Genomic DNA, 22,435 nt, shown 5'->3' on the forward strand with positions numbered 1-22,435 from the left:
GGGCGGCACCCGCGGCGCGCAGGAGTGCGCAGGCGGTGGACCGCTCCTGGGACGTCGACTCCTGCGCACCGCTCTGGCACGTCGCCTGACGTGTCGCTATGCGGCGTCCATTCCGACGCGTCAGAAGACGTCGACCAGCGATACCGACGTGTCAGGCGACCTCGGCACGGAAGGAGAGGCTGGGGTCGGGTGTGCTGGGGTCGGGGGTGCTGGGGTCGGGGGTCCTTGTGTCGGGTGTGCTGGGTGCTGGGTGCTGGGTGCTGGGTGCTGGGTGCTGGGTGCTGTGCGGGGGCGCGCTCAGCCGCCGACGCCGTCCGCACCGTCGGTGCCGCCCGAGTCGCTCGCCCCGCCGCCGTCGCTCGCGGCGCCCTCGGGGGGAGCGATGCTCATGTCGGTCACCCGCCAGCGGTCGCCGTCCCACGCCATGGTCGCGATCAGCTGCCCGGACACGGCGTCCAGAGCATTGGCCTGCAGGTTCGGGTCGTCCACGAGGATCGACTCCTCCTGCGTGAAGTCGGCGACCACGGTGCCGGTGGCCGGCGGCTCGCCGGTGCCCTCGAAGGTCGTGGAGTGCACGGCGAAGGCGCCGTCCACCAGGTAGCCGTCCTGTTCGGCGAGCTGCTCGGCGTTCTGCAGGAAGCGCACGCAGACCTCGCACTTGGGGTCCACGGAGTCCTCCCACACGGAGACGTCGCCGCTGCTCATCATGTAGTCGTAGGACTCGAGCAGGTAGGTGAGCGTGGTCTCGGCGCCCTCGGAGCTCTGCTCGGTCAGGCCCGCCGGCTCCTCGGGCCGCGGCAGCTCGGGGCGAGGAGGCTGCTCGTCGGGGTCGACCGTCGTCCGGTCGTCCTGGCCCTCGACCGCCTGCTCCTCAGACTCGGCGCCCGGGTTCAGCACCTGGCCGATCCCCATGACACCCAGGGGGACCACCAGCAGGAGCGCGAGCGCGATGATGATGAGGCGTTGGACCGGTCGTTTCACGCGCTCCACGGTAGAGGATGAGTCTCCGCACGACCCGGGAGAGGTGGCGACGCCCACCTCACGCCCACCTCACGCCCGATCCGCGCCCACCTCACGCCCCCTCGAGCCCGGACTCCGCCCTGCGCTGATCCACCGTTAGTCGGATGCCGGACGTCGGCCCGAGCGCCTATGCTTCCCAGGCCGCCCGGCCGCCGTCCCGGCCCGGAGCGGATTCTCGGAAGGAATCTCGTGACCCTGCTGCGCCTGGTGCTGAGGGGCTTGATGCCGTACTGGATCTGGGTGCTCCTCGTGGTGCTCTTCCAGACCGTCGGCGTGCTGGCCGCGCTCTACCTGCCCACCCTCAACGCCGACATCATCGACGACGGCGTGGCCAAGGCGGACGTCCCCGTCATCTGGCAGCTGGGCCGGCTGATGCTGGTCATCTCGCTGGGCAACATCATCGCGCTGGTCGCGGCGAACTTCTTCGCCGCGCGCTCGGCGATGCGCGTCGGCAGGGACCTGCGCTCGAGGGTGTTCGGCCGCGTGAACTCCTTCTCCCCGCGCGAGCTCGCCGAGTTCGGCACCCCCTCGCTGATCACCCGCTCCACCAACGACGTCCAGCAGGTGCAGATGCTGGTCTTCTTCGCCCTGAACATGCTGGTGCAGGCCCCGGTGACCGGCATCGGCGGCGTGATCCTGGCGCTGCGGGTGGAGCCGGGGATGGCCTGGCTGATCGCCGTGATGGTGCCGGTCATGCTGATCGCCGTCGGCATCCTGATCGCCCGGGCCGCTCCGCTGTTCAAGCAGATGCAGGGGAAGATCGACGACATCAACGGCGTGCTGCGCGAGCAGATCACCGGGATCCGCGTGCTGCGAGCCTTCGTGCGCGAGGACCGCGAGCGCGAGCGCTACGGCGCGGTCAACCACGAGCTCACCGAGCTCAACCGCCGGATCGGCCTGCTGATGATCCTCATCAACCCGATCATCATGTTCATCCTGAACATCTCCAGCGTGATGGTGCTGCTGGTGGCGGCGCCGCGCATCGACGCCGGGCAGATGGAGGTCGGCTCGATCACCGCCTTCATCGCCTACCTGATGCAGATCCTCATCGCCGTCATGATGGCGACCTTCATGACCATGATGATCCCCCGTGCGATGGTCTCCGCCGAGCGCATCACGGAGGTGCTCGAGACCGAGACCAGCGTGGTGCAGAGCCTGGACGGAGTGCGCGAGCTCGAAGGGCCGCTCGAGCTGACCTTCGAGGACGTCTCCTTCACCTACCCCGGCGCCGAGCGTCCGGTGCTCGAGGACATCTCCTTCTCCGCCCGCGCGGGCCAGACCGTCGCGATCATCGGCGGCACCGGCGCCGGCAAGACCACCCTGATCAACCTCGTGCCGCGCCTGATGGACGCGACCGAGGGACGGGTGCTGCTCAACGGTCACGACGTGCGCGATCTCGATGCCCGCGTCCTCTGGGACCGGGTGGGCCTGGTCCCGCAGCGGCCCTATCTCTTCTCCGGGACGATCGCCTCCAACCTCCGCTTCGGCAGCCCGACGGCCGACGAGCAGGATCTCTGGCACGCGCTCACCGTCGCCCAGGGACGGGACTTCGTCGCCGCGATGCCGACCGAGCTGGAGTCCCCGATCGCGCAGGGCGGCACCAACGTCTCGGGCGGTCAGCGCCAGCGCCTGTGCATCGCCCGGGCTCTCGCCGCGAAGCCGTCGCTGTACCTGTTCGACGACTCCTTCAGCGCGCTGGACCTCACCACCGACGCGAGGCTGCGCTCCGCGCTCGTCCCGGAGACCCGTGACGCGCTGGTGCTGATCGTCGCCCAGCGCGTCACGACCATCACGTCGGCCGATCTGATCCTCGTGCTGGACAACGGCCGCATCGTCGACCAGGGCACGCACACCGAGCTGCTCGAGAGCTCGGAGACCTATCAGGAGATCGTCCGGTCGCAGGGCGTCGAGGAGGAGGTGGCCTGATGAGCACCCCCGACGAGAACCTCCCCGACGGGACTGCGCCCGACGGCACCCCGACGGCCGACGACACCCCGACCGCGAAGCTCGCCGGCGACGAGGCGGCGACCGCCGCCGAGATCGCCGCGGAGAAGGATGCCGCTCGCGGGCTGCGGCCCGGTCAGAGCGCGAAGAGCTTCTGGCCCTCGACCAAGCGCCTGGTGCGCGAGATGGGCCCCGAGCGCTTCTACCTCCTGGCCGCGATCGTGGTGGGCACGATCTCGGTGGCGTTCAGCGTGGTGGGGCCTCGCATCCTGGGACGCGCCACGGACATCATCTTCACGGGGCTGCTCTCGAAGAACCTCCCCGCCGGCGCCGACCCCGCGGACGTCATCGCCGAGCTGCGCGCGGACGGGCAGGAGCAGTTCGCGGACATGCTCTCGGGGATGACCCTCACCCCGGGCGTGGGCATCGACTTCACCGCGCTGCACCAGACGCTCGCGCTCGCCGTGGGCCTCTTCGCCGTCTCCGCGCTGCTCATGTGGCTGCAGGGCGTGGCCCTGAACCGGATCGTCTACCGCATGGTCTCGCGGCTGCGCCGGGACGTGGAGGAGAAGCTGCACCGGCTGCCGCTGGCGTACTTCGACCGGATGAAGCGCGGGGAGATCCTCTCGCGCGTCACCAATGACATCGACAACCTCCAGAACACCCTGATGAACACGGTCACCGGACTGGTGAACTCGATCCTCATGGTGCTGGGCGTGCTGGTCATGATGCTCACGATCTCGTGGCAGCTCTCGCTCATCGCGCTCGCGGTGATCCCGGTGGCGCTGGTGGTCACCGGGCTGGTCGGCAAGCAGGCCCAGAAGCTGTTCGCCCAGCAGTGGGACGCCACCGGTGTGCTGAACTCCGAGGTCGAGGAGGCCTACACCGGGCACGTGCTGGTGACCGTGTTCGGGCGTCGCGAGCAGGTGGCCGAGCGCTTCGAGGAGCGCAACGAGACGCTGTTCCGCGCCACCTTCGGTGCCCAGTTCGTCTCCTCGCTGATCATGCCGCTGATGATGTTCGTGGGGAACCTCAGCTACGTCGCGATCGCGATCGTGGGCGGGCTGCGGATCGTCTCCGGCCAGCTCACGCTCGGCGACGTGCAGGCCTTCATCCAGTACTCGCGCCAGTTCACCCAGCCGCTGAGCCAGGTCGCGTCGATGGCCACCATGCTGCAGTCCGGCGTGGCCAGCGCCGAGCGGGTCTTCGAGCTGCTGGACGCCGAGGAGCAGGAGGCGGAGACCACGGTGCTCACCGCCGCGGAGGGGCTGCGAGAGGGGCGCGTCGAGTTCGAGCACGTGCGCTTCTCCTACGTTCCCGAGCGGGAGCTGATCCGCGACCTCTCGCTGGTCGCGGATCCGGGGCACACGGTCGCGATCGTGGGGCCGACGGGGGCGGGCAAGACCACCCTGGTCAACCTCGTGATGCGCTTCTACGAGGTCGACGGCGGCCGGATCACGATCGACGGGATCGACATCCGCGACCTCACCCGCGCGCAGCTGCGGGAGCGCACCGGGATGGTCCTGCAGGACACCTGGCTGTTCAAGGGGTCGCTGCGGGAGAACATCCGCTACGGGCGGCTGGACGCGAGCGACGAGGAGGTGATCGAGGCCGCGCGCGCCACCCACGTCGACGACTTCGCCCGCCAGCTGCCCGAGGGCTACGACACCGTCGTGGACGACGACGAGACCACGCTGTCCGCCGGTGAGAAGCAGCTGGTCACGATCGCCCGCGCGTTCCTGGCCCGCCCCAGCCTGCTGATCCTGGACGAGGCCACCTCGAGCGTGGACACCCGCACCGAGGTGCTGGTGCAGAACGCCATGAACCGTCTGCGCGAGGGACGCACCAGCTTCGTCATCGCCCACCGCCTCTCCACCATCCGCGATGCGGACCTGATCCTGGTGATGGAGGCCGGGGACATCGTCGAGCAGGGCGACCACGAGCAGCTGCTCGAGCTCGGCGGGGCCTATGCGCGGCTGTACCGCTCCCAGTTCGAGGGGGCCGCGGTGGACGTCGACGCCGAGGAGGAGAGCCGGGCCGAGGAGGAGGGTCGGGCCGAGGAGGACGCCCCCACCACCACCGGATCGATCCCGCTGGGCGGGGTGTGATCGGCGGGGCGCGAGGCCGACGACGGGAGGGGCGCGGGGGCCGACGGCGCGTCTCCGTGCGGGGCCGACGGCGATGCTGGGACCCCGCGCGGATGTGAAGAACCGGTCGCGGACTCGACGGAACCGCGGAGGCTGGTCACAATGGGAGCAGCGGCCGCATTCTCGCGGTCGCTTTTCCATGTCGGAGGAGGTTCGCCATGAACGCCGACACCGTTTATGACACGCTCGACCAGGCCCTGGCCGAGAACCAGATCCCTTCGGAGAACCACGCGCTCCTGCGTGCGATCACCGAGCATCTGCCCATCGCCCGCTACTCCCGTCGCAGCGACGGCATCCGCGCCGAGCGCACCGATCAGGGCCCGCCTCTGACGATCTACTACGGCTACACCTACGGCTTCGCCTCCGAGGAGGAGGCGGCCGCCGCCGCGCCCGGGGCCACCCGCTGGCCCAGCAGCGACTCGCGCCGCTGGGGGATCACCCATCCCGTCAACCATGGCGGCACCAAGGGCGGCCGCGCGTCGTCCACCCGCAGCCGCACGGAACGTCCCCTGGCGCTGTGCCCGGAGTGCTTCCTGGCCAAGCCCTGCTACTGCGACGGCTGAGCGCTCCGGTCCCGCGGGCGCGAGCTGTCGGGATGCGGGCCGTCCGAGCCGTCCGGGGAGCCTCATGACCGGTCGGAGGGCCTGGGCCCGACGGATCGGCTCGGGCTACGCTTCCCCGGTATGGACCGCCCCGCTCCCTCGTCGCCCGCCGGCGCACCGCCGTCCCTCGTGGTCCCCGGCGTCGGCGCGATCGGGAGGACCCTGATCGCAGCGGTGCTCGCGACGCTCGTGGCGGTGCTCGCCGTGGTGCTCAGCCTGATGCTGGGCGCTGCGACGATCGCACCGGGGGAGATGATCGCCGCGCTGAGCGGACGCGGGGACCCGCGGACCGTGCTCGTGGTGCAGGAGCTTCGCGTTCCCCGCACCGTGCTGGCCCTGGTCGCCGGGGCCGCCGTGGCCGGCGCAGGCTCGGTCCTGCAGGCTCTGGGACGCAGCCCCGTGCTGGATCCCGGCGCCTCCGGGCCCGTCGTGCTCGCCGCTCTGCCGTGCCTGCTGCTCTCGCTCGTCGGGGGTGCCTCCGGACTGCGCGGGACACCGCTGCTGCTGGTGCTGGCCGTGCTCGGCGCGGCCCTCGGGGTGACAGCGCTGCTGCTGATCGCCCGGCGCCTGCGCTCGCCCGCGGGTCGCGCGGCGCTGGCCGGCGGCGGCCTCGCACTGTTCGGCGCGGGGTACCTCGCGTGGCTGGCCGCGCGGCGGCTGGACCCGGGGATCGCGGACCTCGGTCGGCACTGGGGCGGTCTGGGTGGCCTCGACGGCACCACCGCGCCCTCGCTGTGGTGGATCCTTCCCCTGCTGAGCGTGGGCGTGGTGCTGCTGCTCGTCGCCTCCGTGCTGCTCGCGATGCTCGGCGACGGCCTGCCCGCCGTGATGATCGGGGTCGCCGGGATCTCCGTGGTGGTCGGCACCGCGACGGTCGGGATCGGCTCCTTCGCGTTCGTGGGTCTGCTCGCGGGCGCACTGGCCGCCGCGGCGGTGGGGCCGGGGAACCTGGGCCGAATGCTCTGCGCGCTGCCGCTCGGTGCGGCGGTGCTGCTGCTGTCCGACCTGGTCGGACGCCTGATCGCCGTCCCCGTCGAGCATCCGGCGGGCCTGGTGCTGCTCGTGGTCGGCCTTCCGGTGCTGGGGGTGCTCGCGCTCCTCACGGTGCTGCGCGGGCCCGCATTCCCGTGCGAGGGACGGGCGACATGAGGCGCAGACCTCACCGATTTGTCGTCATGCATAGGAGTGCATAAGATTCCGCCCGTGACTGCTTCCCGCCCCCGCCGGCGCACTCTCCTGCGCGCGCTGCCGCTCGCCCTGGGCGGCGCGTCGCTCGTCCCGGCGTTCGCAGCCTGCACCCGCGCCTCCGAGCGCCTGGACGCCGAGTCGAACGCCGTGCCCGAGGTGGACCTCAGCGACATCGACGAGGTGCCCGAGATCTCCGCGCTCGTGCCGGAGGAGATCCGCGAGCGCGGCGAGCTGGTCAACGGTGCCGCCCTGAACTACGCCCCCGGCGAGTTCGTCGGCTCCGACGGCCGCGCGATCGGCTACGACATGGACATCCTCGCCGGCATCGGCGCCGTCCTCGGGCTCGGCACCCGCACCGAGGCCGCGGTGTTCGCGCAGATCATCCCCGCCGTCGGCTCCAGCTACGACGTCGGCATCTCGAGCTTCACCGTCAACGAGGAGCGGCTCGAGGCCGTCCACATGGTCTCCTACTTCGAGGCCGGCATCTCCTACGCGGTCAAGGCCGGGAACCCCTACGGCATCCACCCCGACGACCTCTGCGGCAAGCGCGTCGCCCTCCAGGTGGGCACCTACCAGGAGGAGCTGTCCATCGAGCGCTCCCAGGAGTGCCGGGACGCGGGGGAGTCCGCCTACGACATGCTCGCCTACGCCTCGAACTCCGACGCGGCGACCAACGTCGCCGGTGGCAAGGGCGACATCCTCATGGCAGACTCCCCGGTCACCGCCTACGCCATCGCCCGCTCCCGCGGGACCCTCGAGGAGGTCGGCGAGATCGAGGAGTCCGCGCTCAACGGCATCGTCGTCGCCAAGGACCAGCCCGAGCTGGCCGAGGCCCTCCGCGAGGCCGTGCAGCACCTCATCGACTCCGGCCACATGGAGCGCATCCTCGCTGCATGGGGCAACGAAGCAGGCATGATCCCGACCGCGGAAGTGAACCCCCAGCCGTGAGCACCACCCAGCACCCCACCGCCGCCCCCGCCTCGGCGCAGGGCTACACCCCGATCCGCGCCAAGGCCGCTCCGCGCCCCGGCACCTGGGTCTCCGCCGTGATCGTGGCCCTGGCCGTCCTGGCCCTGATCCGGTTCCTGGTCACCAACGAGGTGCTCGAGTGGGGCACGGTCGCCACCTACCTCCTGGACGTGAAGGTCGTCCAGGGCGTGGGCTGGACGCTGCTGCTGACCCTGCTGTCGATGGTGCTGGGCACCGTCGTGGCGCTCACCGCCGCGATCATGCGCCGCAGCGACAACCCCGTGCTGCGAGGTGTGAGCTGGGCGTACATCTTCGTGTTCCGCGGCATCCCGGTCTACACCCAGCTGGTGTTCTGGGGCCTGTTCACCGTGATCGTGCCCAAGATCGCGGTGGGCGTACCCTTCGGCCCCGAGCTGCTGAGCTTCTCCACCCGCGACCTGCTCACCGCGTTCTGGGCGGCCGTGATCGGTCTGGGCCTGAACGAGGGGGCCTATCTCGCCGAGATCATCCGCTCGGGCCTGAACTCCGTGGACAAGGGCCAGACGGAGGCTTCGAAGGCGCTCGGCATGAGCAACGGCAAGATCCTGCGCCGCATCATCGTCCCGCAGGCCATGCGGGTGATCGTGCCGCCGCTCGGGAACGAGACCATCGGCATGCTCAAGACCACCTCGCTGGTGCTCGCGGTGCCGTTCACCCTCGATCTCACGTTCGCCACCAACGGCATCGCGAACAAGCTGTTCACCCCGATCCCGCTGCTCATCGTCGCGGCCCTGTGGTACCTCGCGATCACGAGCGTCCTGATGGTGGGTCAGCACTTCCTCGAGAAGTACTTCGGTCGCGGCTTCGACGTCCGCACCCCCGCGGCGGGCGGCGGCAGGCGCTCCCGCATCGCGGCCGTGAACAGCTCCGGCACCACCCCGCAGACCAGGCTCCCGGAGGTGGAGCAGTGATGACCCAGACCCCCCAGGATCCCCAGCACCCGCAGGGCGCCCAGCACGCGCAGCACGCGCAGGCCGACGGGCCCGACACCGCTCCCGCGACCGTCATCCGCGTCGAGGGCGTGCACAAGTCCTTCGGGGACCTGCACGTGCTCAAGAACTGCGACCTCACGGTGCGCTCCGGCGAGGTGGCCGTGCTGGTAGGCCCGTCGGGATCGGGCAAGTCGACCCTGCTGCGCTGCATCAACCAGCTCGAGGAGCCGAGCGCCGGGCGGGTCCTGATCGACGACGTGGTGCAGGGCTACCAGCCCGATCCGCTGCCCGACGGGCGCTGGCAGAAGCTCTCCTCCGCCGAGATCGCCGCCCAGCGCTCCCGCATCGGCATGGTCTTCCAGCGCTTCCACCTCTTCCCCCACCTCACCGCGCTCGGCAACGTGATGGAGGCACCGGTGCAGGTGCGCGGGCTCCCCAAGGCCGCGGCCGAGAAGAAGGCCCGCACCCTGCTGGAGCGCGTGGGGCTGGCCGATCGCGCGGACCACTATCCCTCCGAGCTCTCCGGCGGGCAGCAGCAGCGGGTCGCGATCGCCCGGGCGCTCGCGATGGACCCGGAGCTGATGCTCTTCGACGAGCCGACCAGCGCCCTGGACCCGGAGCTGGTCTCCGAGGTCCTCGCGGTGCTCAAGGACCTGGCGGCCGACGGGATGACCATGGTCGTGGTGACCCACGAGATGGGCTTCGCCCGTGAGGTCGCCGACCAGGTCGTGTTCATGGACGAGGGCCGGATCCTCGAGCAGGGCACCCCCGACCAGGTCATCGACCACCCCGAGTCCGACCGCCTGAAGGGCTTCCTCGACTCGGTGCTGTGAGCCGGCTCAGGCCGCCGGGATCTCGAACTCCGCGCGGAACTCGGGGATGGTCTCGTCCTCGCCGAGCACCTTCGCCTCGGGCCGCACGTACGCCCCCTCGAGGGTGTCGCCCGTGGTCTCGACGTAGATCGGGACGTAGCCGGTGGCCTCGCCCTCGCGACGCGGGGCGCCGTCGAAGTAGTCGTAGCCGGCCGCCTCCACCTCGTCGGAGGCGGCGGAGGCGTAGTTGACCTCCGTGCCGTCGTCGTCCAGCAGGAAGTCCTGCTGGCTGATGACGCCGCCGAACTGCTCGCCCGGGGTCACCTGCACCTCGAGATAGATCATCTCGCCGTCGGGGTTGTCGCTGGCCTTGTAGTACTCCGTGGCGTTGTCCCGCACGGCGGAGACGATGGTGATCACGTCACCGGTCTCCTCGTCGGTGAACTCGGTGCCGATCTCCACGACCGTGCCCTCGGCGGCGGCGTCGCCCCCGGCGTCCTCGTCCTCCTCGGCATCGGCGTCGTCCTCGGCGGCGTCGTCGGCGTCCTCTGCGCCGTCCGCCCCCGCGTCCTCGTCGGAGCCCTCCGCGTCGTCGGCCTCCTCCTCCGCGGCGTCGGCCTCCTGCTCCTCGATCCCCGCGGCGCCCTCGTCCGTGCCGCCGGTGCCGTCCTCGTCGGTACCGCCGCAGGCGGTCAGCGCCAGCATGGTCGCGGCGGCCAGAGCGGCGCCGCGGGTGATGATCGTGCGGGACATGGTGTCCTCCTCATGTAGTCGATGTCCACACCATATGTGCAGGCAGGAGCGCTGACGATGGGGAGGACTCCCCGTGCAGGACGGCATGGGGAGGACTCCCCATGGTCGTACGCGCGGTCGTGCGCGCGGCGGCATCCTCAGAAGCGCGCCAGACGCTCCTGCAGCTGCTGCCGTCGCGACCTGCGCTCGGTGGGCCGGGAGGCCAGCAGCGCCGCGATCGCCGTGGTCAGGGGGATCGCGAGCACCAGACCGATCGAGGCGATGAGGGTCCGGAAGATCTCCGCCGCGATCTCCCCGGAGGTGAGGGTGTCCATCAGCGAGCGGTTGATGGTGCTGGCGTACATCAGCAGGGGCAGGGCGGAGCCGATGTAGGCGTAGGCCAGGGTGTAGACGGTCGAGGCGATGTGGTCGCGGCCGATGCGCATGGTCGCGGTGAACACCTCGAGCCGGGAGGCCTCCGGCATCGCGGCGCGCAGCTCCCAGGCGGAGGACGCCTGGGTGATGGTGACGTCGTTGAGGGCGCCCAGGCCCGAGATGATCACGCCCGCCAGGAACACCGCGGGCAGCGAGAGATGGGGATGGGTCGAGTAGAGGATCTGTGCGGCCTCCCCGTCGGCCCCGGTCATCCCGGTGGGCCGTCCGGCGGCCATCGCGATCACCACGGTGACCGCGACGCCGCCGAAGGTGCCGAGCACCGCCGTGGTGGTGCGCACGGAGATGCCGTGGGCGAAGTAGACGCACGGGAAGATCATGGCCGAGGCCGCGACCAGGGCCACCAGGATCGCGTTCTCCCCGGCGAAGATCGCCGGCAGCATGAACCACAGCACGATCGCCACGCCGGCGGCGAGGCCCGCCATCGCCCGCAGACCGCTCCCGCGGGCCACCAGGGCCACCAGCAGCAGGTAGGCGACCAGCAGCAGGCCCAGGGGCAGCGAGCGGTCGTGGTCGAAGTAGTACATGACCTGCCCGGGGCCGGCCTGCTCGCCGCTCGACTCCTCGCCGCTCGACTCCTCGCCGCCGGCCTCGGCCACGCTGAGCACGCGGATCCGGTCGCCCACGTGGAGGCCGTCGGCCGCGACCTCGGGCGGCACCTCCACCGAGACCGTCACGTCCTTGATCGGTGCCGCGCGGCCCACGGCCTCGACCACGACCATGCCTTCGAGGCCGGCGGCGTCGGCCGGGTCCTCGGAGCCCTCGATCTCCGCGAGATCCGCCGGATCGGCGGCCGCCGTCACGGTGACCGGCACGATCTCGACGCCCGGGGCGAGGAACTCGCTGCTCTCGGTCTCCGTGCCCGGCCCGGGCCAGAGCAGGAGCACGCCGATCGCGGTCGCGAGCAGCAGCAGGACGGTCAGCACCGTCAGGACGGTGCGGGCGCGCTGTGCGACGGGGGCGGCCCGCCCCGCACCGTGCCGGTGGACATGCCCGTGCCCGTGCCCATGCCCGTGACCGTGCCCGGCGGCAGGCGGCGCGGGGCGGTCCCCGTCGCGCCGGGCGCGCCTGCCGTGGCTCACCACTCCAGGATCTGCCAGCGCTTCTTCTTCGCCACGGCGTACAGGCCCAGGTCCGGGGCGACGGCGGTCGGGGTGCCCACCAGGGACAGCCAGGCCGCATCGGCGTGGGAGTCGCCGTAGCCGTAGGAGGTGGACAGGTCGGCGCCGTGGAGGTCCGCGTACTTGCGCAGCCAGTTCGCGCGGGCCTCGTCGACCAGCGGGGGAGTGGCGAGGTAGCCGGTCATCACGCCGGAGGAGTCCTCGTCCATGTGGGTGGCGATGACCTCGTCGAACAGGTCGGCCAGCGGCTCGACCAGCACGTCCAGAGCCCCGGAGACCAGCACGGTGCGGTGCCCGGCGGCGCGATGGCGCTCGATGGTCTCCAGCGCCTCGGGGCGGATCGACGCGCGGATGCGCCGCCCGGCCTCTCCCTGCATGAGGGCGCGCAGCTCCTCGCTGCGGTAGCCCTTGTAGCGACGGTTGACCAGGCGGATCAGCTCCGAGCGGTCGCGCTGGTCGGCGCGCAGGTAGCCGGGCACGGCCGCGAGCAGGCCGCCGATCTCCGCGGGCCAGGTGCGGCGCGGCCTGGTGGCACGCACCACCGCGAAGTACTGCTGGACGATGTTCGTGGCCAGCACGGTGCCGTCGAGGTCGAACACGGCCAGGGAGTCCGCGGACTGCTTGAGCTCGCGGGCCGGGCGCGAGGCGCGCCGCTTCTGGGCCGACTTCGCCCGGGAGTAGGCCTTGGTCAGGTCGGTGACGGCCGGCAGGTGCTGCTGCTGGAAGTAGTCGCGCCACACGATCCCGGCGATGTCGAAGTCGTGCGTGGCGAGGAACTCCTCCGGGAGCTCCTCGCGCAGAGCCCGGGTGTTCGCGTCGTCGAAGACCATCTCGGTCTTGGTGTAGTGCCGGTACAGCTCGATGTACTTGCGCAGCATGGTGAGCCCGGACGTGGCCTTGTGCAGGCCGGAGGTCCACTCGCGGGTGCGCTTGGTGGCCGGCAGGTAGCCGACCGCGGCGGCGCCGATCTTCGCCGAGAGCTCCTTGGCGCGGAACCGCTGCTCGACCATCTCGACCGCCGGGAAGGACCATTCGGGGACCTGGATCGGGCGGCCCCTGTCGTCCTCGAGCGGGTGCTCCACGAAGTACTCGCGCACGGCGGTGACCATCTCGTGGAAGGGCAGCGGGTTCGAGGCGCCGGAGACCACCTGGTAGTAGGCGTCGTCCCCGCGGCGGGAGACGTCCTGGGTGGCCAGCGCCACGATCACGTTGACCACGTGGTCCACGGGGATCACGTCGAGGATCGAGTCGGCCAGGCCCGGGAACTCGGGCAGCACGCCGCGGCCGTAGGCCATGATCAGCGGGTCGGCGACCTTGTAGCCGTCGATCCAGCCCGGGTAGGGCTTGGTCATCGCGGACTCGATGATCGAGGGGCGCACGAAGGAGACGCGGTGGCCGCCCCCGGCCCACAGCTCCTCGGCGACCTGCTCGGCCATCGCCTTGGTGAAGGTGTAGATGTCGGTCCAGCCGACGGACTGGGCGCGGGTGCGGCCGAAGTCGACCAGGCGCTCGTCGACCCACTCGCGGCGCGCGTCCTCCGAGGCGGAGGCGACGGTCTTGGGGCCCATGCGGCCCACCTTGAGCTTCGCGGCGCGGATCTGGGAGCGCAGGGTCTCCGGCCGACGGGACTCCGCCTCGACGCGGGCACGGGCCGCGAGCGCGGCCTCGTACTCGGCGCGCCAGTCGACGTCGGCCCCGAGCGAGCCCTCCTGGCGCAGGCCCTTGGAGATGCCGCCGACGTAGGCGGTGGAGACGTGGATGACGTGCGGGTCCTGGCCGGAGGCCAGCAGCGCCTCGTAGAGGTTCTGCGCGCCGCCGACGTTGGTGCGGAACGCCTCGTCGATCGGCGGGTCGAAGGACACCGAGGAGGCCGAATGGATGACCACGTCGACGGGGTCGGTGATCTCGGGCATGTCGGTGAGGTCACCCTCGAGCACGCCGACGCGCGCATCGAAGATCTCCTTCAGCCGCGCCCTGCCGTCGACGGCGCTCCCGCCCTCGGCGTCGGACCCCTGCTCGTCCTTCTCGATCAGCTCGGCCCAGGAGGCGAACACGGGCTTGCGCAGCAGCTGCTCGAGCCGCTTGCGACCGGACACCGAGCCCTTGGGGCGCACCACGGCGGTGACGTGCACGTCCTCGGTGGTCTCCAGCAGGGAGCGCAGCACCGCCTGGCCCAGGAAGCCGGTCACGCCGGTGAGCAGGATCCGACGGCCTCCGCCGGTCGTGCCGCCGGCGGTGGGCGGAGCGGCGGGGGTGGGGCTGTGCGACATGGGATCCTCTGTGGACGGGTACGGCGGGGTGCGGGGAACGGGTCCCGATCGATGCGCGCGACACGCGCGCGGAGGCGTCTGGCAGGCCTCCCACCAGGGAGCTTCTCCGCGCTGGTCAGGGCGGCGCTAGTGTATCGTAGCCGCCATGCATAGGGCCCTGATCACCGGCGGCACCGCAGGCATCGGGGCCGCCTTCGCCAGAGCGTTCGCGGGGCGGGGGACCTCTCTCGTGCTGGTCGCGCGGGATCCCGATCGCCTCGAGGACTCCGCCGCGCAGCTCCGCCGCGAGTTCGGCGTCGACGTCGAGACGATAGCCGCCGATCTCTCGGACCGCGCCGCGCAGCAGCGCGTCGCCGACCGTCTCGAGTCCTCCGCGGCGCCGGTGGACGTGCTCGTCAACAACGCCGGGTTCTCCGTGAAGGCGAGCCTGCTGGACGAGGACCTCGACCAGCACGACCTCGGCTTCGAGGTGATGATCCGCGCGGTCCTCAAGCTCGGCGGGGCGGCCGGCCGCTCGATGCGCGAGCGCGGGCAGGGCTGGATCATCAACGTCGGCTCCGTCTCCGCGCTGGTCACCCAGAACAACTACTCCGCCATCAAGGCCTGGGTGGGCAACTACTCCGAGTCCCTGGGCGTCCAGCTTGCGGGCACCGGCGTGCAGGTCACCGCGCTGATGCCGGGCTGGGTGCGCACCGAGTTCCACTCCCGCGCCGGGATCAAGGGCTCCTCGATCCCCGGGGTGCTGTGGCTCGAGGCCGACCGCCTGGTCGAGGACTGCCTGCGCGACGTCGCCCGCGGGAAGCCCGTGTCGATACCCTCGACGCGCTGGAGGCTGATCTCGGCCGTGCTGCGCGCCACCCCGCGCGGCCTGGTCGCGCGGCTGAGCGCACTGCTGAGCCATCGTCGCAATCGGGAGAAGTGATCAGGTGACGACCCAGGATACGCCGCAGGAGCCGGAGGGCGCCGACGCCGCCCCCGCCGACGGGGAGCCGGCGCACGCCGAGCCGACGCCCGCGGAGCCGACGTCCGCGGAGCCGACGCGCTCGGCGAGCACGCGGATGCAGGATGCGGGTGCGCGGATGCAGGACGCCGGCACCCGGATGCAGGATGCGGGCGCTCGCGCGGCCGACGACCTCCGCGACCGCTCGAAGCGGCTGCTGGGCTCGCTGTCGGCGCGCTCGCGCGGCGAGGGCTGGGAGAAGCCGACCGGGGAGCTGGCCAAGTACCGCTCGCGCTGGCGCTCGGCGCTGCGCTACGTGCTGCAGCGCGGATTCTTCGGCGCGGTGGTGCGCACCAACCTCACCACCACCCGTGCGGTCCATCGCCGGGTGCGCACCATCCGCGGGCCGTTCGTGCTGGTCTCGAACCACTCCAGCCACATCGACGCCCCCATGCTGGCCCGCGGCCTGCCCTGGGCACAGGCCCGGTTCCTTTCCACCGGCGTCGCCGTGGACTACTTCTTCAACGTCTGGTACAAGCGGCTGTTCGTGCGGCTGATCTTCAACGCTTTCCCGATCGACCGCGGCGGCTCCCGCAAGCATTCGGGCACCTCCCGCAAGCTGCTGCGCGCCGGGGTGCCGATCCTGGTGTTCCCCGAGGGCGGTCGGCAGAAGACCGGGGAGCTCGCCGATTTCAAGCCCGGTGCCGCGGCGCTCGCGATCGGCGTCGGCGTGCCCGTGGTCCCGGCCGCGATCGTCGGCGCGCACGAGGCGATGCCGAAGGGTCGCAGCTGGCCCGTGCCCGGCCGTCCGCCGGTCCGCGTCGTCTTCGGCGAGCCGATGATCTCCCTCGAGGGCGAGTCCGCGGTCGACTTCTCGGCACGGATCCGTGCCGCGGTGAAGAACCTGTACGACGAGCATCACGACGAGGTCCTGGGCGGCGCCGCCCCGGGCGAGGAGGAGTCCGCATGAGCGATCGGCTGAGCGCGTCCGAGGTCAAGCGCCACAAGTGGTGGGGATGGGGCCTGGACGACGTCACCTTCCGCTACGACAACAAGCCGGCCTTCGCGCCGTTCGCGCGGAACAAGGTGGGCGTCGATCTCGACTCGAAGCAGCCGGTCGAGCCGCAGCTGTCGGACCACGAGGTCCCTGCGGGGCGCCTGCCCGCCCAGGTGCGCGCGCTGCTGGTCGACGTGGTCGGCGAGGAGAACCTGCGCGAGGACGACGAGTACCGCGTGGTGCACTCCTTCGGCCGCTCCCTGCCGGACCTGTTCCGGGTCCGCAACGGGCGCTTCGAGCGCCTGGTCGACGCGGTCGTCTACCCGGACTCCGAGGAGGACGTCGCCGCGATCCTGCGGATCGTGCTGGAGAAGGACCTGGTGCTGATCCCCTACGGCGGCGGCTCCTGCATCTCCGGCTCCGTCACCCCCGACGTCGACGAGCAGCGGCCGATCCTCACCATGAACCTCGGGCGCATGCGCGAGGTCCTCGAGATCGACGACACCGCGGGCCTGGCCCGCGTGGAGGCCGGCGCCTACGGCCCCGACCTCGAGGAGCAGCTGAACGCCCTGGGCTGGACCGTCGGCCATTTCCCGGACTCCTTCACCTACTCGACCGTCGGCGGCTGGGCGGCGACCCGCTCCTCGGGCATGCAGTCCGACAAGTACGGCGACATCGAGGACATCGTCCGGGGTCTGCGCATGGTCCACCCCGACGGCGTCGCGGTGACCAAGCCGATCCCGGGCCGCGACTCGGGCCCCAGCGTGCACGAGATGATCCTGGGCAGCGAGGGCCGCCTCGGCGTGATCACGGAGGTGACCGTGCAGGTGCATCGCGTCGCCCCGGTGCGCCAGGTCATCGCGTACATGTACCCGGACTGGGAGCACGGCATCCGCGGCATGCACGCGATCGCCCGTTCCACCGACGTCACGCCCACCTTCACCCGCCTCTCCGACGGCCCCGAGACCGAGTTCAGCCTCTCCATGGTCAAGGAGCCCAGCTCCACCAAGGGCAGGGTGGCCGCGAAGGTGCAGGACGGGCTCTTCGCCTACCTGCGCTCCAAGGGCTGGGACACCACGAACGAGATGTCGATCTCGTACGTCTGCTTCGAGGGCTCGAAGGAGTCCGTCGAGCAGCAGAAGTCGATGGTCAAGAAGCTCGTGAAGAGCGCCGGGGGCATCACCCTGGGGGCGGGCCCCGGCGCGATCTACGACCAGAAGAAGTTCGACACCCCCTACCTGCGCGACTTCCTGCTGAACTACCAGGTCTTCGGCGACGTGTGCGACACCGGGGCGACCTGGTCGAGCATCAACGAGGTCCACGCGAGGGTGTACGACGCCTTCTACGCCGTCCAGGAGGAGCAGGGCCTGCCCGGCTTCATGTTCTGCCACATGTCGCACAGCTACCACGCCGGCGCCTGCCTCTACTTCACCTTCGCCTTCCCGTACTCCTCGGACGAGCAGGCGCTCGAGCAGTACCACGCCGCGAAGAACGCGGTGCAGCAGACCTTCGTGGACCTCGGATCGACCGTCTCGCACCACCACGCGGTGGGCACCGAGCACCAGCCGTGGATCACCGAGGACATCGGCGAGGTCGGCGTCCGGATGGTCCGCGGCCTGCTGGCGGACAACGACCCGGGCCGCAACCTCAACCCGGGCAAGATCACCACCCCCTGAGAGGACCTCTCGTGCATGACGTCCGGGTGCTCCGCCACGGAGAGTCGACCGCGAACGTGGAGGGGCTGATCGTCTCGGCGCCCGGTCCGCGCGCGCTCACCGAGGTGGGGCTCACCGCGCGCGGCCGGGAGCAGGCCCGCGAGAGCGCGCGCCGTGCCGTCGCCCAGGGCCTCGGCCCCGGGAGCATCGTGATCTCGAGCGACTTCGCGCGCGCGCTCGAGACTGCCGAGGAGTTCGCCGACGAGCTCGGCGCCGCCGCCCCGCGCCGGGATCCGCGGCTGCGCGAGCGCTTCTTCGGGCGGCACGACGAGGGGCCCGCGAGCGCCTACGAGCAGGTGTGGGCGATCGATCGCGGACGCGGCACCCTCACCGGCGGCGTCGAGCCGGTCGTCGACGTCGCCGCCCGGGTGCTCGAGGTGCTGCGCGAGGCCGACGAGTTCGCCCGCACGGCACCGGTGGTGCTGGTCGCGCACGGGGACGTGCTGCAGATCGCGCTCGCGATCGGCGCGGGGGCCGACCCCCATGACCATCGCGACGTGCCCCATCTGGGCAACGCCGAGCTGCGCCCGCTCGGGGCCGGACGCGGGGCGCAGGGGACATGACGGAGCGCCGCCCCGGCGGGGCGGTCCTCACCATGCGCGGGGACCTGCCCGTCGCCAGGAACCTGCTCGAGGAGTTCTTCGCCGCCCGCGGCTGGCGCGGACGCGTGCACGGACCGGACCGCGTGGACTACGAGATCGGCAGCCGACGGCGCACCGTGCTGCTGGGCGGCCTCGCCGGCCGAGGGTTCCATCTCACGGCGCCGATCGAGCTGCGCGAGATCGGCGGTGTCGTCGAGATCCGCTATCGCTGGGGCGAGTCCGCCGGGCGCGCCCTGGGCGGGATCGCCGGGCGCTCCCGGGCCGCGCGGGTGCATGCGGAGACCGCCGCCGCCCTCGAGCAGCGGCTCGAGACCGACGGCCGCCTGCTGCGAGCCCGTCGCCTCTGACGCGCCCCTCCCGGGCCGGACCCCGCCGCGCGGCAGGGCGGTCTCTCACGGACTCAGGCCTTCAGGGCCCCCATGATCCCGGGCAGGTCCTCTGCGAAGTTCTCGTTCCACAGTTCCCAGTCGTGGGTGGCTCCCCGGATCACGCGGAAGTCGTTCTCGATCCCGGCCTCGCCGAGGGCGAGGGAGAAGCGCTCGAGGTTCGGGTGGACGGTCCGCTCGACGATGTCGGCGAAGGCCTCGCCGAACTTCGAGACCAGGAGGTCCCAGATGTCCGGGTTGTTCTCGAGGCCGACGAGGAAGTCGTCCCACGGGCCGTCGCCCGTGCGCAGGAAGACGCGCTTGCCCTGATAGGCGTCGATGTTGTCGAGGGGGCTGTAGCCCGTGGCGATCTCCGGGTAGAGGTCGTCGCCCCAGGTCGCGCCGGGGCGGTTGGTCGTGCCCCAGTACTTCTCGACGTCGAAGCCGGGGCAGGCCCAGATCGCGGCGGCCACCAGGGCGCCGTCCGGCGTGGCGGGATTGCAGTCCGCCGGACCGGAGTAGGAGCTCACGGAGCGGAAGTGGCCCCAGTAGCGCTGTCCGAGGGCGAGGGCGCCCCAGCCGCCCATCGACAGCCCGGCGATGGCCATCCGGTCCGGGTCCGTGCGGAAGTTCTCGTGCACGAACGGCAGCGCCTGGTCCATGATGAACGACTCCCAGGCGGCCTCGCGGCCCGGCCAGGGGAAGTTCGCATTGGAGTAGAAGGATCCGGCGCCGCCGTCGGGCATCACCACGATCACGTCCTTGTCGCGGGTCTGCTCGAGCACGGCGCCCTGCTCGGTCCAGTCCTGGTAGAAGCCGCTGCGGCCGTGCAGCATCAGCAGCACCGGGTAGTGCCGGCCCGGGTCGGCCTCGTAGCTCTCCGGCAGCGTGACGCGCACGGACGGATCGAAGGTGCGCACCATTCCGCCGGTGTCGACCCGGAAGTCGACCGAGCGGATGTCGGGGCGGTCCCAGTGGTGGGTGATGCGCAGCCCGCCGGCGTCGCGGTAGCCGTCCTGCGCATTCGCGGTGCCCGCGCCGACCGCGACCAGCGGGGCGACGGCGACGGCACCGAGGAGCAGGGAGCGGCGGGACGGGGAGAGCGAGGGACGAGACGACATGGATCCTCCACGGGACGAGACGGGTGAGATGCCGTTCACTACCCTGCAGAAGATATGAGACACCTGCAATATTTCCAGTTCGTCGCGGAGTGTCGGTGCGGCGCCGGGAGCAGGACCTTCGTCGAGGCCTGGTACGGAAGGACCACCGGAGAGCCTCTGCGCGGGGCCTCCGGCCCGGGAGCACCACGGCCCCGCAGAGGACAGGCAGGGAGGACAGGCTCCCTCGCCGTTGAAGGAGCCTGGCAACGACCATAACGCCTCCCCGTGAGAACTGGGTCACATCCCGGTCACGGTTCGCGCCGCGAAATGGGCATCGGCGCGAGGCCCTCGCGCCCCTACGATGGACCGACGCGCTGACGGGGCCGCCCCGCAGCCCAGAGACCGCTTCGAAGGAGCACCATGGCACTGCGCATCGCCGTCTTCGGCGAGAACCGGCACGAGAAGGTCGACCCGAAGGTCCAGGAGATCTATCCGGAGGGGATGCACACCGTCATCGCCGATGGACTGCGCGAGACGCTCGCGGCCGACGGGGTCGAGGCAGAGGTGCGCATCGCCCTGCTCGACGACATCGAGGAGTCCCTCTCCGAGGAGGCCCTCGCCGAGACCGACGTGCTCACCTGGTGGGGCCACATGGCCCACGAGGACGTCCCCGACGAGGTCGTCGCCCGGGTGGTGCGCCGCGTCCACGAGGGCATGGGCCTGATCCCGCTGCACTCCGCGCACTACTCCAAGCCGTTCAAGGCCCTCATGGGCACCACCTGCTCGCTGCTGTGGCGCAACGAGGGCGAGGAGGAGCGGGTGTGGACCGTCAACGGCTCCCACCCGATCGCCCGCGGCGTTCCCCACCCGATCGTCATCCCCGCCCAGGAGATGTACGGCGAGATGTTCGACATCCCCGCTCCGGACGAGCTGGTGTTCGTCTCCTCCTTCGCCGGGGGAGAGGTGTTCCGCTCCGGGGCCGCCTTCCGGCGCGGCAAGGGCAAGGTCTTCTACTTCAGCCCCGGCGACCAGGAGTACCCGGTCTACCGCCAGAGCGAGATCCAGCGCGTGCTGGCCAACGCCGTGGTCTGGGCCCGGCCCGAGGAGCGCGAGGCCGCCCCGGTGAAGATCGCCAACGCCCCGCGCGACTGGTTCCGTGGAGACGAGGTCACCCGTGTCATCTGATCCCCGCAGCGCTGCCGGCGCCCTCCACGACACCAGCACCTTCCACGCCACGGACACCCTCACCGACACCTCGGCCGCGCCCACTCCGGCGCCGGGCCGGACGAGCTTCCCCGCACTGCCCGCGGACCGTCCCGCCCGGGTGGTCGTCGTCGGCGCCGGCGGGATGGGTTCGTGGTGGGCGCGCGAGATCGCCGAGAGCTCCGTCGCCGAGCTGGCGGGAGTCGCCGACCTCGTCGAGGGCGCCCCGCAGCGCGTCATCGAGCGGTCCGGCGCGCCGGACCCGTCGGCCGTCGGCGTCGGCACCGACGGCGTCGACCTCGCCCTCGAGGTCGGCGCGGACCTGATCGTGAATCCCACGGTCCCCGTCGCCCACCACCCGGTGACCGTGAAGGCGCTGCACGCGGGGATCCCGGTGCTCGGCGAGAAGCCGGTCACCGAGACCCTCCCCGAGGCGCTGAGCCTGGTGGCGCACACGGAGCTGACCGGGGTGCCGTTCATGGTGTCCCAGTCGCGGCGGTTCTTCCGCCAGGTGCGCCAGCTGCGCAGCTTCGTCGCCGCCCACGGGCCGACGGTGATGACCAGCGCGTTCTTCTCGCTGTTCGTGGAGCACGACGGGTACCGCCGCACGCAGCTGCACCCGCTGCTGCGGGACATGGGCATCCACGCCTTCGACGCCGCCCGGTACATCACCGGCGCCGATCCGGTGGCGGTCACCGCGCGCGGCGCCCGTCCCGACTGGAGCGTCTACTCGCACGACGCGAGCGTGAGCGCGACCTTCGAGATGTCCGACGACTCCCTGTTCGCCTATCACGGCACGTGGAACGCCCGCGGCCTGCCCACCTGGTGGAACGGCGAGTGGCGGATCGCCGCCCAGCACGGCTCGGCCACCTGGGACGGCACCGGCGCCCCGGTGCTCGGCACCGAGGACGAGGAGGCCACCGCCCGACTGCAGGAGGAGGTCGCCGCCGAGGACGCTCCCGAGCCGGACCAGATCGCCGCGTCCCTCGTCGAGTTCGTCGGCGCCCTGCGCGAGGGCCGCACCCCGATGTGCGAGGTGCACGAGAACCTGCTCAGCTTCGCGATGGTCGAGGCGGCCGTCGCCTCGGTGGACCGCGGGGAGCGGGTCGAGATCGACGAGCTGCTCGAGCAGGCCCGACTCGAGGCCATCGCCGCCGAGGCGGATCCCGCGGCGCGCGAGCTCATGCAGTCCTGGACCTCGGTCCGGGAGGCCCTCGCCGCCGGTCGCTGAGAACGGGGGCGCGCACCGGGTGGTGCGCGCCCCTGCCCGTCCGGCGCCGACCG

General features: G+C 71.5%; 19 protein-coding genes. 14 read left to right on the plus strand and 5 right to left on the minus strand.

Annotated elements, in window-relative coordinates; genetic code table 11:
• Positions 1-297 precede the first annotated feature (297 nt).
• Positions 298-981, minus strand: a complete 684-nt coding sequence (locus tag ACT3SP_RS10295; RefSeq protein ID WP_444587196.1) for a DUF6318 family protein — start codon at positions 979-981, stop codon at positions 298-300.
• 228 nt (positions 982-1,209) lie between these two features.
• Between ACT3SP_RS10295 and ACT3SP_RS10300 the strand changes: the two genes are divergently transcribed.
• From ACT3SP_RS10300 to ACT3SP_RS10330, 7 genes are all read left to right on the plus strand, one after another.
• A complete protein-coding gene (locus ACT3SP_RS10300) occupies positions 1,210-2,946 on the plus strand; it encodes an ABC transporter ATP-binding protein (RefSeq protein WP_444587197.1) in 1,737 nt (578 codons plus the stop codon).
• Positions 2,946-5,072 (plus strand): ABC transporter ATP-binding protein, encoded by a 2,127-nt coding sequence (locus tag ACT3SP_RS10305; RefSeq protein WP_444587198.1) that lies wholly within the window; start codon positions 2,946-2,948, stop codon positions 5,070-5,072. The genes ACT3SP_RS10300 and ACT3SP_RS10305 overlap by 1 nt, the downstream gene beginning before the upstream one ends.
• A gap of 197 nt (positions 5,073-5,269) precedes the next feature.
• Positions 5,270-5,674 (plus strand): hypothetical protein, encoded by a 405-nt coding sequence (locus ACT3SP_RS10310; RefSeq protein ID WP_444587199.1) that lies wholly within the window; start codon positions 5,270-5,272, stop codon positions 5,672-5,674.
• Between the two features lie 120 nt (positions 5,675-5,794).
• Complete coding sequence (locus tag ACT3SP_RS10315; RefSeq protein ID WP_444587200.1) at positions 5,795-6,862, plus strand: iron chelate uptake ABC transporter family permease subunit; 1,068 nt, start codon at positions 5,795-5,797, stop codon at positions 6,860-6,862.
• A 54-nt stretch (positions 6,863-6,916) separates the two neighbouring features.
• A complete protein-coding gene (locus ACT3SP_RS10320; RefSeq protein ID WP_444587201.1) occupies positions 6,917-7,849 on the plus strand; it encodes an ABC transporter substrate-binding protein in 933 nt (310 codons plus the stop codon).
• Entirely contained in the window at positions 7,846-8,820 is a 975-nt protein-coding gene (locus ACT3SP_RS10325) for an amino acid ABC transporter permease (RefSeq protein WP_444587202.1), read from the plus strand. The genes ACT3SP_RS10320 and ACT3SP_RS10325 overlap by 4 nt, the downstream gene beginning before the upstream one ends.
• Positions 8,820-9,674 carry an amino acid ABC transporter ATP-binding protein gene (locus tag ACT3SP_RS10330; RefSeq protein ID WP_444587203.1) on the plus strand — a complete coding sequence of 285 codons (855 nt, stop codon included), beginning with the start codon at positions 8,820-8,822 and terminating at the stop codon, positions 9,672-9,674. The genes ACT3SP_RS10325 and ACT3SP_RS10330 overlap by 1 nt, the downstream gene beginning before the upstream one ends.
• 6 nt (positions 9,675-9,680) lie before the next feature.
• On the opposite strand, the gene ACT3SP_RS10335 is transcribed toward ACT3SP_RS10330, so the two are convergent.
• The 3 genes from ACT3SP_RS10335 to ACT3SP_RS10345 form a co-directional block, all read right to left on the minus strand.
• Positions 9,681-10,406 carry a hypothetical protein gene (locus ACT3SP_RS10335; RefSeq protein WP_444587204.1) on the minus strand — a complete coding sequence of 242 codons (726 nt, stop codon included), beginning with the start codon at positions 10,404-10,406 and terminating at the stop codon, positions 9,681-9,683.
• 137 nt (positions 10,407-10,543) lie between these two features.
• Positions 10,544-11,764 (minus strand): YibE/F family protein, encoded by a 1,221-nt coding sequence (locus ACT3SP_RS10340; protein ID WP_444587205.1) that lies wholly within the window; start codon positions 11,762-11,764, stop codon positions 10,544-10,546.
• Positions 11,765-11,916: 152 nt separating this feature from the next.
• Positions 11,917-14,229, minus strand: coding sequence for an HAD-IB family hydrolase (locus tag ACT3SP_RS10345; RefSeq protein ID WP_444587206.1), 2,313 nt, complete (start codon positions 14,227-14,229; stop codon positions 11,917-11,919).
• A gap of 145 nt (positions 14,230-14,374) precedes the next feature.
• On the opposite strand from ACT3SP_RS10345, the gene ACT3SP_RS10350 reads away from it, so the two are divergent.
• Genes ACT3SP_RS10350 through ACT3SP_RS10370 form a run of 5 tightly spaced genes read left to right on the plus strand, consistent with a single transcriptional unit; the run spans position 14,375 to position 18,830 of the window.
• Positions 14,375-15,151 carry an SDR family NAD(P)-dependent oxidoreductase gene (locus ACT3SP_RS10350; RefSeq protein ID WP_444587207.1) on the plus strand — a complete coding sequence of 259 codons (777 nt, stop codon included), beginning with the start codon at positions 14,375-14,377 and terminating at the stop codon, positions 15,149-15,151.
• A 4-nt stretch (positions 15,152-15,155) separates the two neighbouring features.
• Positions 15,156-16,139 (plus strand): lysophospholipid acyltransferase family protein, encoded by a 984-nt coding sequence (locus ACT3SP_RS10355; RefSeq protein ID WP_444587208.1) that lies wholly within the window; start codon positions 15,156-15,158, stop codon positions 16,137-16,139.
• Positions 16,136-17,842, plus strand: coding sequence for an FAD-binding oxidoreductase (locus ACT3SP_RS10360; RefSeq protein WP_444587209.1), 1,707 nt, complete (start codon positions 16,136-16,138; stop codon positions 17,840-17,842). The genes ACT3SP_RS10355 and ACT3SP_RS10360 overlap by 4 nt, the downstream gene beginning before the upstream one ends.
• 11 nt (positions 17,843-17,853) lie before the next feature.
• Positions 17,854-18,444 (plus strand): histidine phosphatase family protein, encoded by a 591-nt coding sequence (locus ACT3SP_RS10365; protein WP_444587210.1) that lies wholly within the window; start codon positions 17,854-17,856, stop codon positions 18,442-18,444.
• A complete protein-coding gene (locus ACT3SP_RS10370; protein WP_444587211.1) occupies positions 18,441-18,830 on the plus strand; it encodes a hypothetical protein in 390 nt (129 codons plus the stop codon). Before ACT3SP_RS10365 ends, ACT3SP_RS10370 begins: the two co-directional genes overlap by 4 nt.
• Positions 18,831-18,883: 53 nt before the next feature.
• Here the strand turns inward: ACT3SP_RS10370 and ACT3SP_RS10375 are convergent, their stop codons facing one another.
• A complete protein-coding gene (locus ACT3SP_RS10375; RefSeq protein ID WP_444587212.1) occupies positions 18,884-19,969 on the minus strand; it encodes an alpha/beta hydrolase in 1,086 nt (361 codons plus the stop codon).
• Between the two features lie 399 nt (positions 19,970-20,368).
• Here ACT3SP_RS10375 and ACT3SP_RS10380 point away from each other — a divergent pair, with 399 nt between their 5' ends.
• Entirely contained in the window at positions 20,369-21,133 is a 765-nt protein-coding gene (locus tag ACT3SP_RS10380) for a ThuA domain-containing protein (protein ID WP_444587213.1), read from the plus strand.
• Complete coding sequence (locus ACT3SP_RS10385; RefSeq protein ID WP_444587214.1) at positions 21,123-22,382, plus strand: Gfo/Idh/MocA family protein; 1,260 nt, start codon at positions 21,123-21,125, stop codon at positions 22,380-22,382. The genes ACT3SP_RS10380 and ACT3SP_RS10385 overlap by 11 nt, the downstream gene beginning before the upstream one ends.
• Positions 22,383-22,435 lie beyond the last annotated feature (53 nt).

Source organism: Brachybacterium sp. AOP43-C2-M15 (assembly GCF_052446295.1).
Taxonomy (GTDB): domain Bacteria; phylum Actinomycetota; class Actinomycetes; order Actinomycetales; family Dermabacteraceae; genus Brachybacterium.

What these genes read in the sequence shown, in the direction of transcription:
- ACT3SP_RS10305 (WP_444587198.1), top strand. Translation starts at nt 2,946, where the DNA reads ATGAGCACCCCCGACGAGAACCTCCCCGACGGGACTGCGCCCGACGGC.
- ACT3SP_RS10310 (WP_444587199.1), top strand. Translation starts at nt 5,270, where the DNA reads ATGAACGCCGACACCGTTTATGACACGCTCGACCAGGCCCTGGCCGAG.
- ACT3SP_RS10315 (WP_444587200.1), top strand. Translation starts at nt 5,795, where the DNA reads ATGGACCGCCCCGCTCCCTCGTCGCCCGCCGGCGCACCGCCGTCCCTC.
- ACT3SP_RS10330 (WP_444587203.1), top strand. Translation starts at nt 8,820, where the DNA reads ATGACCCAGACCCCCCAGGATCCCCAGCACCCGCAGGGCGCCCAGCAC.
- ACT3SP_RS10335 (WP_444587204.1), bottom strand. Translation starts at nt 10,406, where the DNA reads ATGTCCCGCACGATCATCACCCGCGGCGCCGCTCTGGCCGCCGCGACC.
- ACT3SP_RS10345 (WP_444587206.1), bottom strand. Translation starts at nt 14,229, where the DNA reads ATGTCGCACAGCCCCACCCCCGCCGCTCCGCCCACCGCCGGCGGCACG.
- ACT3SP_RS10350 (WP_444587207.1), top strand. Translation starts at nt 14,375, where the DNA reads ATGCATAGGGCCCTGATCACCGGCGGCACCGCAGGCATCGGGGCCGCC.
- ACT3SP_RS10360 (WP_444587209.1), top strand. Translation starts at nt 16,136, where the DNA reads ATGAGCGATCGGCTGAGCGCGTCCGAGGTCAAGCGCCACAAGTGGTGG.
- ACT3SP_RS10370 (WP_444587211.1), top strand. Translation starts at nt 18,441, where the DNA reads ATGACGGAGCGCCGCCCCGGCGGGGCGGTCCTCACCATGCGCGGGGAC.
- ACT3SP_RS10375 (WP_444587212.1), bottom strand. Translation starts at nt 19,969, where the DNA reads ATGTCGTCTCGTCCCTCGCTCTCCCCGTCCCGCCGCTCCCTGCTCCTC.
- ACT3SP_RS10380 (WP_444587213.1), top strand. Translation starts at nt 20,369, where the DNA reads ATGGCACTGCGCATCGCCGTCTTCGGCGAGAACCGGCACGAGAAGGTC.